The sequence below is a fragment of the Neptuniibacter sp. QD34_54 genome (genome assembly GCF_047778055.1).
Taxonomy (GTDB): Bacteria; Pseudomonadota; Gammaproteobacteria; order Pseudomonadales; family Balneatricaceae; genus Neptuniibacter.
This window is the reverse complement of sequence record NZ_CP180546.1, coordinates 1,696,973-1,713,591: the sequence shown is the minus strand read 5'-3', so window position 1 is coordinate 1,713,591 and position 16,619 is coordinate 1,696,973. Positions and strand designations below refer to the sequence as shown.

The following is a 16,619-nucleotide window of genomic DNA, read 5'->3' as shown; positions in this document are numbered from 1 at the left end:
GTTAGCTCTGTACCTTAAACAATCCATCGTTACCCATCATCGTCTCGAATTTGACGCGGACAGGGCTTCCTGGAACGACGAGTCGTGCCACAATTTCAAAACGCAGATCGGTAGGATCGTCCTCATTTTGAGTAAATGAGACACGTGTTTGATCCAAGCGAGGTTCATAGAGATCTAAAGCTTGTTTAATCGCTTTACGCATCTCTTTAACCGCCTGCATGTAACCGGAGTTAAGATCCAGATCATTAAAATCTGGCAGACCATATTCGGGCAATGACGCGACACTGCCATAACGAACATTGAATAGGTTTTGTAGATGCAAACGGACTGATTGACGGAGCTTTTCAACACCCACGTCTAATGATCGTTGCGCTCCTTCGTCACCTAATGCAACTCGCTGTAACAGCGAATACTCCAGCATTTTTTGCTCTCCATAGCAGGCTGCGGGGGTTTACAACAGAGCAGTCCCCCGCAACCAATCTTTTAGGATTTATCCAATTTGCCCACTAGAGACAATGTGAAATCTGCACCCATATATTTGAAATGTGGACGCACATTCATAGACACACGGTAGAAACCTGGTTCACCTTCCACATCAGATACCGTAATGCTCGCATCACGAAGTGGACGGCGGCTACGCACTTCTGCACTAGCACCATCTTGGTTAGCAACAAACTGACGAATCCAAACGTTTAGTTCTTCCTCTAGGTCGTTACGCTCTTTCCAACTACCGATGTTTTCACGCTGCAGTACCTTGATGTAGTGCGCTAAACGGTTAACGATGAACATATAAGGAAGCTGAGTACTCAACTTGTAGTTCATCTCCGCTTCTTTACCCTCTTTACTCACACCAAAGAACTTAGGCTTTTGCGTAGAGTTAGCTGAGAAGAATGCAGCATTGTCACTGCCTTTACGGAAAGTAAGAGGGATAAAGCCTGCTTCAGCCAATTCAAATTCACGACGATCGGAAACAAGCACCTCTGTCGGGATCTTAGTTTCGATCTGACCCATCGCTTCATACTGATGAAGTGGAAGGTCTTCTACTGCACCACCGCTTTGCGGGCCAATAATATTTGGACACCAACGATACTTAGCGAAACTCTCAGTTAGACGCGTTGCAAACGCGAATGATGTGTTACCCCATAGGTAGTTCTGGTGGTCGCCATCGATGTTCTCGTTGTAGCGGAATGCTTTAACTGGGTTATCGCGCTCGTGATATGGCAGACGCAGTAGGAAACGCGGTAGCGTTAGACCAACGCTTCTTGCATCTTCACTCTCTCGGAATGAACGCCACTTCGCATATTGTGGACCTTCAAAAATGGCAGAGATATCGTTCAGGTTTGGCAGTGATTGAATATCATCAACACCAAAGAACTTAGGCGATGCAGCTGCGATAAATGGCGCATGAGCCATAGTCGACACACTCGCAACACTTTGCAGAAGGCTTACATCTGGCGCACTATGTTCAAAGTCATAGTTTGCCATGATTGCCGCAACTGGCTCACCACCGTGCTGACCATATTCAGCCGTATAAACCTGCTTGTACAGACCTGATTGAGTGATCTCTGATGCATCTTCAAAATCTACCGCAAGGTCTTCTTTAGACACGTTTAGAATCTGAATTTTGTTGTTTTCACGGAAATCAGTGCGATCCACAACGAACTTCAAACCACGCCAAGCAGACTCAAGCTTTTGAACCTTTTCGTTATGTAGAATCTGATCCAGTTGTAGACTCAGTTTCTCATCAATTTCGGCGATCATGTCATCAACGAGCTGTTTACGTACACGCTCAGTTTTTTCACCGGATGTTAAAATCTCAGCAATGAAAGCTTGAACCCCTTTTGATGCAACATCATAGGACTCATCACCTGCTTTCATGTTTGTTTGTTGTAGGATCTGATCGAGTAAAGAGCCGTGTTCTGCTTCTACAACTGCACCCTGCTCCGCTACTAATTCTTGTTCAGACATATTCTTATTCCTTTGTCTCTAATGCCGCGAAGGCTTAAGATTTTTCGATACCAAGTTCTGCCATTAGCTTTTGACGAGATTCGTCATCGCCTAGCAGCTCATCAATCTGCTTACGGAAAGCAGGTACGTTACCTAGTGGGCCCTTCAAGAATGAAAGCGCTTCACGCAATTCCAGTAGTTTTGCCATTTCAGGTACTTGGCGAACGACTGCTTCTGGTTCGAAGTCTTTCAACGTATCGAAGCTGAGATCCACAGGCATCTCATCGTCTTCTTCACCCGACAATTTGTTAGGTACAGTCAGTTGAAGATTTAGCTTTTGGCTAGACATAACGTCGTTAAAATTGGCTTTATCAACGTCAATCAGTTCACGATCTTCAACTTCATCATCGTCTTCACGCAGGGTGTAATCACCGACCATCAACATTTTTAGCGGTAATTCGATCTCTTCCTTTGCGTCACCTGTTGCAGGCTTGTAAACGATATTGATCCTTTCCTTAGGGGCAACTGATCCTTCTTTAGCCATTATTTACTTCCTTTATTAGTTTGTTTTAAGAATGGACAGCGCACCCAGTGGATCCATTAAGCACAGGTGTGCTTTAAGCTGGTCAACTTGAGTTAGCTGCTCTGTTGTATATTTTTTCTTTGTTTGCGCTTGGGAATGGCAATTAACGAGTAACTTCGTTACTTCCAAATGCAGTAAAGGTTCCCATTGCTGCAGCTGCTTTTCTTCGATCATTTGATGAAGATATGTGAGCTGAGGCTGTGCAATTTCTAGGTGGCCAGCTTCGTAACAAAAACGCGCTTGCTCCAGCTGCCAATAAGCCTGTTCACGTAAGCTGCTAACGGACAATATGCCTTGTTTAAACAGAGCCAAGCCTTGATCAAATTCGCCATTAATAGCGTGCTTTTTCGCTTCAGCCGCAACTGACTGCCAAGGGGAGCTATCTTGTGATTCACCGCTATCTGATGCTGCAGTTTCATTACTTTGAGTAGATAAAGAGGCGATCCACGCTTTGGTCATCTCATCCGCAAATCCTTCCCCGCCATCAAACGTACGTGTAAGAATTTCTGGCAAGCGAGAAACCAGCATGGCAACTGAATCTTTTACTGCTTGAGCAGCTTCTTTAGCGCCCATCGCATCTAAAGCATTAGCGACCATTCGATGTAGGGATAACCAAAAGATCTGTCCTGACGCGAATGTTTTTTCGCACTCTTCTATCAGACTTGGCCAATCTTTGTTTTGTTCTAGCTGTTGAAGCGCTGCTAATTTATTGCCCATTGGTGCAGGTAATACACCATCAGCAGGCACCTCTCTTAACTGCATCCAAATACCTGTACGCAAAAGATAATAGGCATAAGGATCACTCACTTTTTGCCCTCTCACGAGGTGAGCTACTTTGCTCATGGTGGAGTTACAAGAACGTAGCGCCTTTGCGATATCTTCAGCTGAAGAAACAGCGACTGCGACATGTGTTGGGGCTTTAACTGTTGGCTGTGCTTGCTCTTGTTTCTGTTGTTGCACTGGCGCAGTTTGACTAGGCGCTGGATTAGCTTCTACTGCGGGTTTAGCTTGAGATGCAACTTGTGCTTCTGGCTGAGGTTCTGCTTCAACCGGCGCAGGAGCAGGAGCCGCTTTCTTTTTCTCTTCTTCCGCAATGAAGTATTCGGCTTCTTGCTTATATCGACCAATGACATTACGGAATTCAAATAAACTAGGCGCTTTATCACCCAGCTTTTCAGCCAGTGCGTTATCTAATTCAACAAATACGTTTGCAGCTTCAATTACGTCAGTAGCTTGCTCTAACGTTGTTTCAAATTCCGAAAACGGTCGATCAATTTTCTGCAGCGTCCAAGAAACTGCTGCACCTCGGCTTTTAGGCCTTTTAGGGTGAATATCATCCCAGTAAGGTGCATTAACTATGTCTCTTAATAACTTAAAACCAGCGTTTAACCCCTTAAAACTGTGACGATAGAAAAGCGCAGCCACTAACCTAGAAGCCACCCTAAGGTCTTTACTTTGTTCCTTAAGAATCTTGCCTGAAACAATCTCGATCACAGGCCAGTCGATCGGCTGAATATCGATCCCTTCGCCTTTTCTCAATTCATCCTCTAGCCTTGTAAAATCATCATCATGTTTTACATCAGGTCCAACAGGGCTACCGCCCTCTAAAGGTAATGCGAGACTGAGAATCTCTTGTTGATCCATTAAGCAGCTCCCTCTGCTAAAACTTCGTTAGATTCTGAACATTTTTTTGCAAGAGAGTTAAAGCATTCCAACGAAAATAGATGCTGATAAATCAGCTCTAATGCACCTTCTTGATGGAGTTTGGCGATAACTTCTTTATCCAGAGCTTCCAAGCGCGCTCTAGAAACCACCATAAAACCAGACAATACTGTTTTAACGTTCTCAGTCTTTTCATTGAGTTGAGCAGGTTCTAGTATGTCATGCTCTAAGAGAAATGATGAAAGACGTTTGTTTCGTAACATTTCGGTTTCATAAGCTTCAGCTAACTGAAATCTTTGCTTAAGAAATTCGCTCTGCTCACCGTCTTTATCAAAAAGCTTTGTACCTTCAATATGTACGTTTAACTTATCGCTTGCAGCATCGATACAAAGCGTTGATTCATTCTCAGATGTTCTTACAGAAATAAATGGATAACGACGAACATAAGCGGGTACGTAATCACCAAGCCAACTCCCCTGCTCATCAACCCAAATATTTTGTTTGGGTTGAGTACCTAGTACAGCAATTGGTGCGACCTCATCATTCTGAAGGACAAAAACAATAGGATATAAGCGAGATGCCACAGCAAACTCACTGACACCGATGGGTACCGAATTAGTGTCCCGCGCGAATAGGAAACCCTTCGTGTTATCAAAAGCTAGGTCACTATGCTTCTCACGACTCAGCGCTGTAATTTGATTATAAAAAAGAGGCTTATTTACACTCATTTTTCAGATATTCCCTTATCTTACTTTTACATCAATCCAACATTTTGCTCTGAGCTATTCATTGCCAGAACTGTGAAGATCTCTCCGTATTTAACCCACATTTCATGCAAGTATTCGAATCGCTCATTACGATCCACTGACACTAAGTAGCGACCATCATTGCTCAACCAAGAGAGCTCTTCTTCACGCTGATCTTCTGGCAATAACATGCCATCGTCTTGTACATCAAAGATGGTGACGAATTCATTGAACAGCGCATCATCAACACCTAATAGATAACTCAGGAACTGAACTTCTGATCGTGTCAATGCAGTAAGGTTTGCCTCAGAACGAATCAAAGCATTGGAGTTGAAAAGTGCTACCTGCTTGGAGAAATCTGCAGCTGATTGCGTTAAATATGCGTTACGAGCATCCAGAGTTAGAGACCCCGTGCGCTCGAGAGTGAAGTCAATTAAATTGCTTGGGCTACCAATATCTTGGTTAGGACCCGCATCCAGCGTTAGAACACTTTGAGCAATGATTTGCGTACCATTGGTATTGATACCTCCGGTTTCGGAGATGAGCTCGACCACATCACCCTCGGCACGATTAATCATCATAGAGTCTTCCTCTACAACGCGGATGTTTGCGCCTTTTAGGCTAATCGCTCCAAATCTAGTCACTTCAGATGACCCAAGAGTACCCAGCTCAATATCACCTTGAGCATCTACAGTTAAAGTACCGGAAACCGATAGATCACCCTGATCTCTAACATCACCCGTACTCTGCAGCGTCAAATTTGAAACGATAGAGTCTTTAAGCAATGTATGGCTATTTTCATAAATGGTGACGTTATTACTGTCTAACGTAATGGAGCCGAAATTAACATTATCGCCGGATACAGTACCTAGGTTGATATTGCCTGTATTGGTAACAATAAAGTCATTATTTACTCCAATAGAGCTTGCAGTCGTATTACTGATAGATCCTGTTACATTTAAAGTTAGGTTATCTAGGTTGATATCACCCAACTCAAGGCTTGTTGCATTGGTAACTTCAGCATCAGTACCTGCAAGCTCAAGCGTGTTGATTGAATTAGCTTCGTTTAGAACGGTAGTTGTTGCGGTTATAGACAAGGTATCGCTGACAGTTAAGTCGCTTGCAGCTGCCTGGGTCAGTGCATTATCAGTACTCACACTTAAACCGTTAACGTTTACATCCTGTAGCTCAAGATCGCCTTGATCATTGATGCTTGCAATATTAGCTGTCACACCAACACGATCAAAATCATTGCCGGCATTAAGTAAAGTTAGGTTACCTGTACCAGTATTTATAAAAAGCTCAGGTACCATCAATGCACCATTTTGGCTTACATCACCTGTTACAGTTAGATCGAGTGTATTGTTAAGCGTACTGCTCTCGATGGACATATTACCCACGGAAACAACAGCTGCATCATCTGCTTGTAGAGCCAGTCCAGACAACTGATTGTTTGCATCGGTCAGTTGAACTGTCTGTCCTATTGCAGTGACATCAAGAAGGCCGGCAGTTACAGCAGCGGTCTGAGACACGCCACCATTGGCAGTAAGCTCAAACGTATTAGCTACCTCAGAAAGACCCAGTGAAATATCATCAAGATCGACGATAGTTGCGTTGTCAGCAGCTACAACCACGGAATCAAAATCATTGTTGCTATCGTTTAATGTCACATCAAAACCAGATGCATCTATTTCGATGGATGCAACGCTAATGGACTCTGACTGAGTTAGACTGCCGCCAGCAGTAATAGACAAACTTTGTCCAATAGTATTCGCAGCAATTTCTAAATCTGATGAATTGCTGACTTTTGCATTTTCAGCCACTAACGCTACTGAATTAAAGCTATTCGCAGCGTGATCCAGAGTGACATTTTGGCTAGTCGCATTCACTTCAACGTGATCAGCACTTAAGCTACCGGATTGGGTAATTGCTCCACCAGCGGTGATTGATGCTGTTCCGCTAAGAGATGAAGTTGCGATATCTAACGCATTGATATCGTTCACTTCGATACTGCCACCATTAAGGGACAATTGATTGAAATCATTGGCTAAATCAAGTGTTGCGTTACCAGCGTTAATTTCAGCCAGATTAGTCACAACTAAAGCACCCGTCTGAGTCAATGTACCATCGGCACGCAGGCTCAGATCATCAACCGTAAGTGATGAAACGGTAAGATTATTTGTGTCACGTACTGAAACCGCTGTAGCTGTCGCCGAGAAGGTATTAAAGTCGTTTTCAGACTCTTGCAGATCTACCTCTAATGCAGTGATATCGGTATTACCAGATACAACGACCGCATCAGATTGAGTCACATTACCCGTAGCGGTAATATCCAAACCGCTAGAAAGATTTGTTAGGCCAAGACGAAGATCATTAATGTCATTGATCGTAGCTTCACCGCCCTGAAGTGCTAGACCATTAAAATCATTACCTAGCGTTAGATTAGTAACAGCAGCCGATATGTCAGCGTCATTCGTAACACTGATCACACCTGTCTGACTTAGCGTATCTGATACACTCAACACCAAGTCATCAGCAGTGATAGCAGTAACACTCAGGTCATTAGTATCGGTTAGGCGCGCATCCAACGCAGTTAAATCTACTGTGGCAAAGTCATTGGCTGCATGCTGAAGGTCAATCGTATTTGCAGATGCATCAATAGCTGTATGACCACCAATATTAATCCCCTCATCTTGATCAATATCTCCACCAGCAGTAACTGTTAAATCACCGGTGATAGTTGAATCAGTGAAGGTAAAACCATTAATTTCGTTAATAGTAACAGTCGCAGCTTCTAAAGCTAACTTATTGAAATCATTAAGAAGACCAAGAATAATATTCGCTGCAGACAGGTCCGCTTGATCAGCAACAACAAACGCACCTGTTTGGGTTAAATCACCATCAATATCAATGGTCAGATTATTAACATTCAAACTCGGTAATGCCAGATCTCCCTGGTCAGTGATAGTCACATTATCACCTACAAGGCTTAATGATGCGAAATCGTTTAGCGCGTTGTCTAAAGTTACATCACCATCGGTAGATTGAATAATCACCGTACCGGCAAAACTTAACGCTTCAGATTGAGTGATGTCACCACCAGCAGTAAGGGTGAAATTACCTGTAACTGATTGCGATAGCAGATCTATATCGTTCGCTTCATTTACAACTGCGGACGCCGCGGAAATAGAAATCTGGTTAAAGTTGTTGGCTTGATCCAATACGACCGTATTGGCAGTAATGTCAGCAATATTATTAACTGTTATGCCGACCGTCTGAGTAAGATCCCCTGCTATATTGAGGTCTAAATCATCCAAAAAAGAACCGGAAAAAGAGAGATCGTTGATATCAACAAGGTTCAACTCAGATGCATTAGCATAAAAGCTATTAAAGTCATTACCAGCATTTTGTAGATCGATATCAAAACCGGTCGCAGTAATAGACGTGTTTCCATCTACCTGAAGCGCGCCTGTCTGAGTTAGGCCACCACCTAGCACAAGCGTTAAATCACCGCTGATACTACTCGCCTCTAGATTCATACCACTTGCATTGGTAATGGCTGTATCGCCCGCTGCAATCTGTACCGTCGCAAAGTCATTATTCTGAGTTAAAGAGATTGTGGAAGCCGTTATATCAGCTGTTCCGTCAACGCTTACCGCACCCAATTGAGATAATGCACCACCTATATTGAGTGTTAAGTCACCAGACAAACTGGAGGTTTGAAGCAATACACCGTTTACGTCAGTTACCGTGGCATCACCACCATTGATAGATAGCGTATTAAAATCATTATCTTGTGTCAGGGTCGAGGTAGTTGCAGTGATATCGGCATGATTAGCAATATTAAAAGCACCGGACTGGCTTAACTGCCCTGCGGAAATAATAGTTAGGTCGTCAAGATTAAGGGCGGACAAACTAATATCATCGCTATCACGGATATGCAGTTCATCCGCTGTCACATCGATCGTTGCGAAGTTATTGGTTGAGTCTAGTAAAGTGATAACACCCGAGACTTCAAGATCGGTGTTACCACCAACCTCAACAGTGCCTGATTGAGAAAGGTCACCACCTGTCGTTAACGCTAAAGAGCCAGAAAGATTGACCGATGTTAAATTAAGTTCATCAACTTCATTAACCGTCGCACTTCCACCCTCAAGAGCTAACGAATTAAAGTCATTTGATTGGTCTAAGGTAATTAGGTTACCGGTGATATCAGCAATATTATTTACAATGAATGCACCCGTTTGCGTTAATGTACCTACGACCGTAACAGTCAAATCGTCAACAGTTAGTCCATTCAGGATTAAATTATTACTATCACTCAGACTCACAGATGAAGCGACCGCTGTCACAGTGTTGAAATCATTACTGCTGTTCTGGAGATCAATTGACTGACCGACAGATGCAAAAGTCGTTGAGCCAGCAACCGTTACTGCACCATTTTGCGTTAAATCACCGCCAGTATTTACAGATAGGAAACCTGTCAATGAAGATGTATCCAAACGCAATGCATTGATATCTTTAACTGTTGCATCCTGTGCTGAGAGAGCCAGGTCAGTAAAGTCATTGTCTTCAGATAATAAAATCGTTGTGGCAGTTAGATCGGTAAGGCCATCCACTTCTGCCTCTGCGGTTTGACTCAATGTACCAACGGTATCAATGGTCAAATCACCAGTTAGATCAGTAGCTCCTAGTGACAAACCATTAATATCTTTAATTGAAATTGTGCCGCCACTTAACGATAGTGCATTAAAATCGTTATCTAGGCTTAATGTTGCAGTGTTAGCTTGGATATCAGCACTGTTTTGAACATCAAAAACACCTGATTGAGTCAACGCTCCCGCCACTACTAATGCAAGATTATCAACGGTCAGCGCCGCAAGACTTAAATCATTTTTATCAGCAAGCTCAAGTGTATCTGCCTGAACAGTTACCGTAGAAAAATCATTCGCTACGTTATCTAGAACGATATCGCTGCCAGTTGCCGATAGATTTGCTGCACTATCAACTTCTACTATGCCCGACTGCGTTATATTTCCACCGGCATTAACGGTTAATGTGCCTGAGAGATCAGTCGTGCCAAGTTCAATCGCATTGATATCGGTAACATTTGCAGACCCGCCAGCTAGAGACAAATTAGCAAAGTCATTATCTTGAGTTAACGTCGCGGTATTCGCATCAATTGCAGTATTATTAGAAACGACAAATGCGCCTGTTTGGGTTAACACGCCACCAGTGGTCAAGCTGAGATCATCAACGCTTACAGCAGAGACACTTAAATCATTAGTATCTGTGACACTCATGTTAGAAGAAGTAGATGCTGTCACATCTAAGCTAGTTAAATCATTAGCTGCATTCTCTAAAGTGATATCACCTGTAACTGCAAGAACAGTGGCTCCATTCACGTCAATTGCACCGGATTGAGTCAAATCACCAGCAGATGTAACTGTTAAAGCATTAGTAATGGTCGTCACTGCTAATTCGAGTGCAGTACTGTCTTGAATAACTGCGTTAACGGCATCCAATGCTAATGAAGCAAAGTCATTACCGTTATTATCTAAAGTAATATCACCTGCAGCTGTGAGTGAAGTAGCACCATCCACCTCAACGTTACCACTTTGTGTAATATTGCCTGCGCTAGTGACAGTTAAATTTCCAGTCAAATCCGTCGCACCCAGTACAACGTCATTAAGATCATTAACCGTTACAGAACCACCACTAAGGGCCAAAGAGGTAAAGTCATTATCTTGCGTTAAAGTGGCAGAACCAGCCTCAATGTTTGCGGCATTGGAAACAACAAATGCCCCTGTCTGAGTTAATGCACCACCCGTCGCAATTGTTAGATTAGTGGTATTTAAAGCAGCAACACTCAGAGCATTTGCATCACGTACACTGATGTTAGTAGCTGAAGCATCTAAAGTATCAAAGTCATTCGCAGCATTTTCTAAAGTAATATCACCTGACACAGCAAGTACAGTTGCACCCGCCACATCAATCGCACCCGATTGAGTTAGATTTCCACCAGCTGTGACTGATAAATCGCCTGTGACAGATGAGGTTGAAAGCTCTACGGCATTAACATCATTAACAATCGCATTCGCCGCTGATACGCCAAGCGAACTAAAATCATTACCGGCATGATTTAAAGTAACATCTCCACTATTCGACGTAACACTAGCCACACCATCAACTTCAACCGCTGCTGTTTGAGTAATGTGACCTTCTGCAGTTACAGCCAAAGTGCCCGTCAGATCAGTTGAATCAAGAACTAATGCACTCGCATCTTCAACTTGGGCATTCACTGCAGTCAGAGATATAGATGAGAAATCGTTATTGCTGTGATCTAACGTGATATCAGCATTGGTTGCAGTTAGTGAGGCAGCACCATCCACCTCAATTGCACCACTTTGTGTGATATTCCCTGCTGCTGTCACAGTTAATGTACCGGTTAAATCCGTTGAAGCGAGTTCAACAGCATTAATATCATTAACCGACGCAGTGCCACCATTCAAAGACAGAGAATTAAAATCGTTATCTTGCGTTAAAGTAGCTGTGGCAGCTTGGATATTTGCTTCATTAGATACAACAAATGCACCGGTCTGAGTTAAAGCTCCACCCGTCGTAATTGTGAGATTAGTGGTATTTAGAGCAGCAACACTCAGAGCATTTGCATCACGCACACTGATGTTTGTGGCTGAAGCATCTAAAGTGTCAAAGTCATTCGCAGCATTTTCTAAAGTAATATCACCTGACACAGCAAGTACAGTTGCACCTGCCACATCAATCGCACCCGATTGAGTTAGATTTCCCCCAGCAGTGACTGATAAATCGCCTGTGACAGATGATGTTGAAAGCTCTAATGCATTAACATCAATAACAGTCGCATTCGTCGCTGATACGCTAAGCGAACTAAAATCATTACCGGCTTGATTTAAAGTAACATCTCCACTATTCGACGTAACACTAGCCGCACCATCAACTTCAACTGCTGCTGTTTGAGTAATGTTACCTTCTGCAGTTACAGCCAAAGTGCCCGTCAGATCAGTTGAATCAAGAACTAATGCACTCGCATCTTCAACTTGGGCATTCACTGCAGTCAGAGATATAGATGAGAAATCGTTATTGCTGTGATCTAACGTGATATCAGCATTGGTTGCAGTTAGTGAGGCAGCACCATCCACCTCAATTGCACCACTTTGTGTGATATTCCCCGCTGCTGTCACAGTTAATGTACCGGTTAAATCCGTTGAAGCGAGTTCAACAGCATTAATATCATTAACCGACGCAGTGCCACCATTCAAAGACAGAGAATTAAAATCGTTATCTTGCGTTAAAGTAGCTGTGGCAGCTTGGATATTTGCTTCATTAGATACAACAAATGCACCGGTCTGAGTTAAAGCACCAACTGTATTAACCGTAAGATCGCTAGCATTTAAAGCAGCAACACTCAGAGCATTTGCATCACGTACACTGATGTTTGTGGCTGATGCCTCTAAAGTGTCAAAGTCATTCGCAGAATTTTCTAAAGTGATATCACCTGAAACAGCAAGTACAGTTGCACCCGCCACATCAATTGCACCCGATTGAGTTAGATTCCCACCAGCAGTGACCAATAAATCGCCTGTGACAGAAGAGGTTGAAAGCTCTAATGCATTAACATCAACAACCGTCGCATTAGTCGCTGATACACCAAGCGAGCTAAAATCATTACCTGCTTGATTTAAAGTGACATCTCCACTATTCGAAGTAAAACTAGCCGCACCATCAACTTCAACAGCTGCCGTTTGAGTGATATTACCCTCGGTAGTCACAGCCAAAGTACCCGTTAGATCAATTGAATCGAGAACTAAAGCGCTCACATCTTCAACTTGGGCATTTACTGCTGTTAGAGATAAAGATGAAAAATCATTATTGCTGTTATTAAGTGTGATATTTGCGCCCGTAGCAGTTAGAGTTGTTACCCCAGCAACCTCCAGCACATCCGATTGAGTGGTGTTCCCGCCTGCATTAACGCTCAGAGAGCCAGTAAGGTTAGCACCCGCTAGATCAACGCCATTTATATCCCTAAGATTGACAGAACCACCGCTTACAGCAACGGTATCAAAATCATTATTATGATTAGTCAGGTTAGCGTTATTTTCTACATCAATGACTAAGTGAGTGGCTGAAATTGATTCAGTCTGAGTGATGGTATCATCAGCTAGTAAAGTCAGGGTTGCACCTGTTTTAAGAGTGATTTCCCCTTCGATCAAAATATCGTCTTGTGCTTCTAACGTAAGGTTGTTTGTAATGGATATATCACCATTATTTCCGGTTGTATCGATGGCTGTCTCAACAGTAATATCGTTAGTCGCCTGCAGTGTCACATTTGTTGTATCTAACAAAGCCACTAAGTCGCTAGCTTTAAATTCAGCTGTATCACCAGGATTTTCCAAGAATTGATCATTTGCTTCTATATCATCAGCATTGCCATTGAAAATAATATTGATGTTTTCTGGATCTATTAATAGCTCCCCAGTAACACCATTCTCCGCGGTCAGATCTACATCACCGGTAAAGTTGAGCGTCTGCTTACCTGATACTTCAGCAAAACCGCCATCACCACTTTGCGCACCACCTTTAGCGGATATTGATCCTTGGTAGTTTGTATAATCATCAGCCCAAACAATAACTTGGCCACCATCGCCTGAATCGATAGCATCGGCTTTTAATTCTGCGGTATCAGCAATATAGGTTTGCTGAGCATTGTTTAGATCTGCATCATTGCCCTGATAACCACCGCCGACGCGAATACTACCGCCGCCATTTTTACCTGATACATCAAGCAATGAACCATCATCAATGGCAACTCGATCACCGGTAACATCGATCTGTCCGCCTGTACCCTGCTCACTTGTAGCAATTAACTGACCACTATTACGAACATCAGCACCTTCACCAATTAGGCGAATCTTACCGCCACTGGTATCAATGCCTTTCGCTTCAATAACACCGGTATTGTTTACGACATTGGCAAACACATCACGTGCTGCTTTAGCGGTTAAAATTACAGAACCATCGTCGGCGCTGATCAAGCCTGAGTTTAATACCGCGGTATCGGTCGCACCTTCAGTAGCTTCACCTAACAGCTTGAATTGAAGCAATCCATCGCCGTCAAAATCTAGCGTTGCACTTTCACCTGAGGCTAATACAACCGTACCTTTAACCGCTTGGATAACACCCTCGTTAACAACATTATCACCAACCAAAACAACAGATCCGCCTGTCGCAGCAGTCAATGTACCTTTGTTAACAATGACACCTTCTCCATCAACATCCTGAAGTACGATATTGCCCGACATAAAGTCGTTATCAGAGATCTGTTTAGTGGTCGCAACTAGGCTGCCCAAGTTTACTGTTGAGTTTTCGCCAAAAACAATGCCATTCGGGTTGATTAAAAAGACATTCCCTTGACCCTCAACCCGGCCCAGAATTTGCGAAGGGTTTTGATCGTGAATACGGTTTAGCGTAGAGGCCTTGGCCGATGGGTGTTCAAATTTAACCAGCTCATCCTGAGCCACGTTAAAACTTTGCCAATCAACCACCATTGCATTAGAAGATTGTTGAATCGTAGTAGTTTTGTTATCAACACTGATGCTACCGCTACCTTGTGAGATAACACCGCCTTCAGGGCCTGAAAACGCCTTGCTCGGAACAAGAATTGAACCACTAACACCCGCCACCATGGCAGACTTTACGAAAGTTGATATTGCTGTTTTTGACCAGTTCATGTGCATCCGTTCTTATATCTGGTGGCTTGCGCCTTAATTCGTAAAATAAAAATTCGTACTTAGATTTGATAAACCCGACGGTTTCTATAAGTCCCTTTAAAACTGGAAGATCAAATCTGCAAATATTTGCGGCTCTCGGCCATTACTAGGCTTATCTGCACCCGCTTCTGCTACCGAAATATTAAGCTCTAAGTTATCTAGGGGAGCGAATCGAATTCCAATACCCGAGCCATAAAGTTCTTGCTCCTCTATCTCAGTGGAAAGCGCCTCGTTTTTATAACCTTTGCCGTAATCAAAAAACGCGGAGAATTGCAGCACATCCCCCCAAGTACGACCGGCGAAAGCTTTCTTATCTGCAATAAATGGCACAGGCGTAATCCATTCAAGGCTGGCGAATACGCCTTTATCAGCCATGTACTCGGCACCTGGATAAGCACGTACACTGTCCGCGCCACCGATAGAGAATTGCTCAAGCGAAACAAGAGGATCGTCTGAATACTGCATATTCAAACGCATTTTCAATGAGGTATTAGCAATAAAACGCTGGTAACGAGAGGCCCTTAGACTCCACTTGGAATAATCCATAGGTGCCCGACCACTTTCTGCAAGACGGCTGATCTGCTCATCATCGTTACTCAGGCTGCCAAAAGTATCTTCAAGGCCGCGTCGATAAGAAAGTTGAATCGCAGAGAAGCCACCGCCAATCAACCCATCGGTGTAATCAGCGTTATAGGACAAACCTAAGGTCGTTAATTTGTCTCTAGATTCAGACTCGCCAGCACGCAAGGTTTCAGCATCATTCAAATCTATATTTACACGCAGATAATCATTAAAAGTTCGGCTTCGTCTTAACTGTCGTTTCAACCCAAATGATGTGCGCTTAGTTTTACCTTCAAAACCAAATGCAGAAAGCTCACGTCCAATATCATATTGGTTCTCTGAATATTCAAAGCTCAGTTCATAGGCAGGATCAAATGGTCGTGCTGTATAAGAGATTCCACCAAACAAAGCATTATCGACTGAGTCATCACCCTCTGTTTGTGGCTTGTTTTGAATCATTCCATCTAATCGAAGCTGGTCGATCAAACCGAATGGGTTATTAAAAATAAGACCCGCACCTAATCGCTCTTCACCTGAATAAAATGAGCCTTTGTTATCCAGATAAATAATCCCTGCAAAGCGATCTTCACTATTAACGGACAGATTCAGGTTAGTCGTGCCTACTTGCTCACCCGGCTCCAAGACACCCGAAACAGAAATGCCCGGATAATCCAGTACCGTTAGCAAAGAGGCTTCTGTCGCGTTTTTATCCAGCGTAGTTTGCAATGAATTTTCAAATGGGCGGGTAAGCTGCTCAACAGTATAAGACGACTCACCTTGAGCTCGAACCTCGTCTAACTTACCAGGCAGTAGATGGAATACCACTTCGCCAGAATCAACCTCTTGAGCTGGTAGATAAACGGTCGCAAGGATCCAGCCTTGTTGGCGATAATAGTTGGTAATCTGATCTGTTAGGCTCTGTAACTGGCCCAGTGTAAAACCATCACTATTTTTAGAAATTTGATCTTCAATAATCAGCTGAACCTTCGGGTCTATTACCTGTGTCTGCTGATCTTTATTCTCACCACCAAGTTCATAAAGAGATATCCGTTTCACTTGGATTACAGGTCCAGAATCAAGATCTAGCGGACGATCCTTCTTAGCAGGAATACTTAGTTGAAGATCATTGTTTGGCTTAACTAGAAGATCAGGCTTCGGTTCACTGATTGCACCTGGAGTCGCCGCATCCGGCAGCGTCTGCGCATTAACAGAAAGCGACATGCCTACAAACAATGCAGAGGTATAACAAGTGACTAAATTACGGTTGCTCACTACTTAAAAATCCCTTTTACAGTAAATCAATGAATCTAA

The 16,619-nt window shown here is 43.3% G+C and carries 7 protein-coding genes; all 7 read right to left on the bottom strand.

The genetic code is table 11. From position 1 onward, the window contains the following. Position 1 precedes the first annotated feature (1 nt). The gene (gene tssE / locus ACMXYP_RS07810) at positions 2-421 is read right to left on the bottom strand and encodes a type VI secretion system baseplate subunit TssE (protein ID WP_415884448.1); all 420 of its coding nucleotides are present in this window, start codon (positions 419-421) and stop codon (positions 2-4) included. Between the two features lie 62 nt (positions 422-483). Beyond that, entirely contained in the window at positions 484-1,968 is a 1,485-nt protein-coding gene (gene tssC, locus ACMXYP_RS07805) for a type VI secretion system contractile sheath large subunit (protein WP_415884447.1), read from the bottom strand. A 34-nt stretch (positions 1,969-2,002) separates the two neighbouring features. Beyond that, positions 2,003-2,491 (bottom strand): type VI secretion system contractile sheath small subunit, encoded by a 489-nt coding sequence (tssB, locus tag ACMXYP_RS07800; RefSeq protein WP_415884446.1) that lies wholly within the window; start codon positions 2,489-2,491, stop codon positions 2,003-2,005. Positions 2,492-2,506: 15 nt separating this feature from the next. After that, positions 2,507-4,174, bottom strand: a complete 1,668-nt coding sequence (gene tssA / locus ACMXYP_RS07795; RefSeq protein WP_415884445.1) for a type VI secretion system protein TssA — start codon at positions 4,172-4,174, stop codon at positions 2,507-2,509. Beyond that, positions 4,174-4,920, bottom strand: coding sequence for a SapC family protein (locus tag ACMXYP_RS07790; RefSeq protein ID WP_415884444.1), 747 nt, complete (start codon positions 4,918-4,920; stop codon positions 4,174-4,176). Before ACMXYP_RS07790 ends, tssA begins: the two co-directional genes overlap by 1 nt. A 26-nt stretch (positions 4,921-4,946) precedes the next feature. Then, complete coding sequence (locus ACMXYP_RS07785; protein WP_415884443.1) at positions 4,947-14,708, bottom strand: filamentous hemagglutinin N-terminal domain-containing protein; 9,762 nt, start codon at positions 14,706-14,708, stop codon at positions 4,947-4,949. Positions 14,709-14,804: 96 nt separating this feature from the next. Then, entirely contained in the window at positions 14,805-16,580 is a 1,776-nt protein-coding gene (locus ACMXYP_RS07780; protein ID WP_415884442.1) for a ShlB/FhaC/HecB family hemolysin secretion/activation protein, read from the bottom strand. Between the last annotated feature and the right edge of the window lie 39 nt (positions 16,581-16,619).

What these genes read in the sequence shown, in the direction of transcription:
- tssC (WP_415884447.1), bottom strand. Translation starts at nt 1,968, where the DNA reads ATGTCTGAACAAGAATTAGTAGCGGAGCAGGGTGCAGTTGTAGAAGCA.
- tssE (WP_415884448.1), bottom strand. Translation starts at nt 421, where the DNA reads ATGCTGGAGTATTCGCTGTTACAGCGAGTTGCATTAGGTGACGAAGGA.
- tssB (WP_415884446.1), bottom strand. Translation starts at nt 2,491, where the DNA reads ATGGCTAAAGAAGGATCAGTTGCCCCTAAGGAAAGGATCAATATCGTT.
- tssA (WP_415884445.1), bottom strand. Translation starts at nt 4,174, where the DNA reads ATGGATCAACAAGAGATTCTCAGTCTCGCATTACCTTTAGAGGGCGGT.
- ACMXYP_RS07790 (WP_415884444.1), bottom strand. Translation starts at nt 4,920, where the DNA reads ATGAGTGTAAATAAGCCTCTTTTTTATAATCAAATTACAGCGCTGAGT.
- ACMXYP_RS07785 (WP_415884443.1), bottom strand. Translation starts at nt 14,708, where the DNA reads ATGAACTGGTCAAAAACAGCAATATCAACTTTCGTAAAGTCTGCCATG.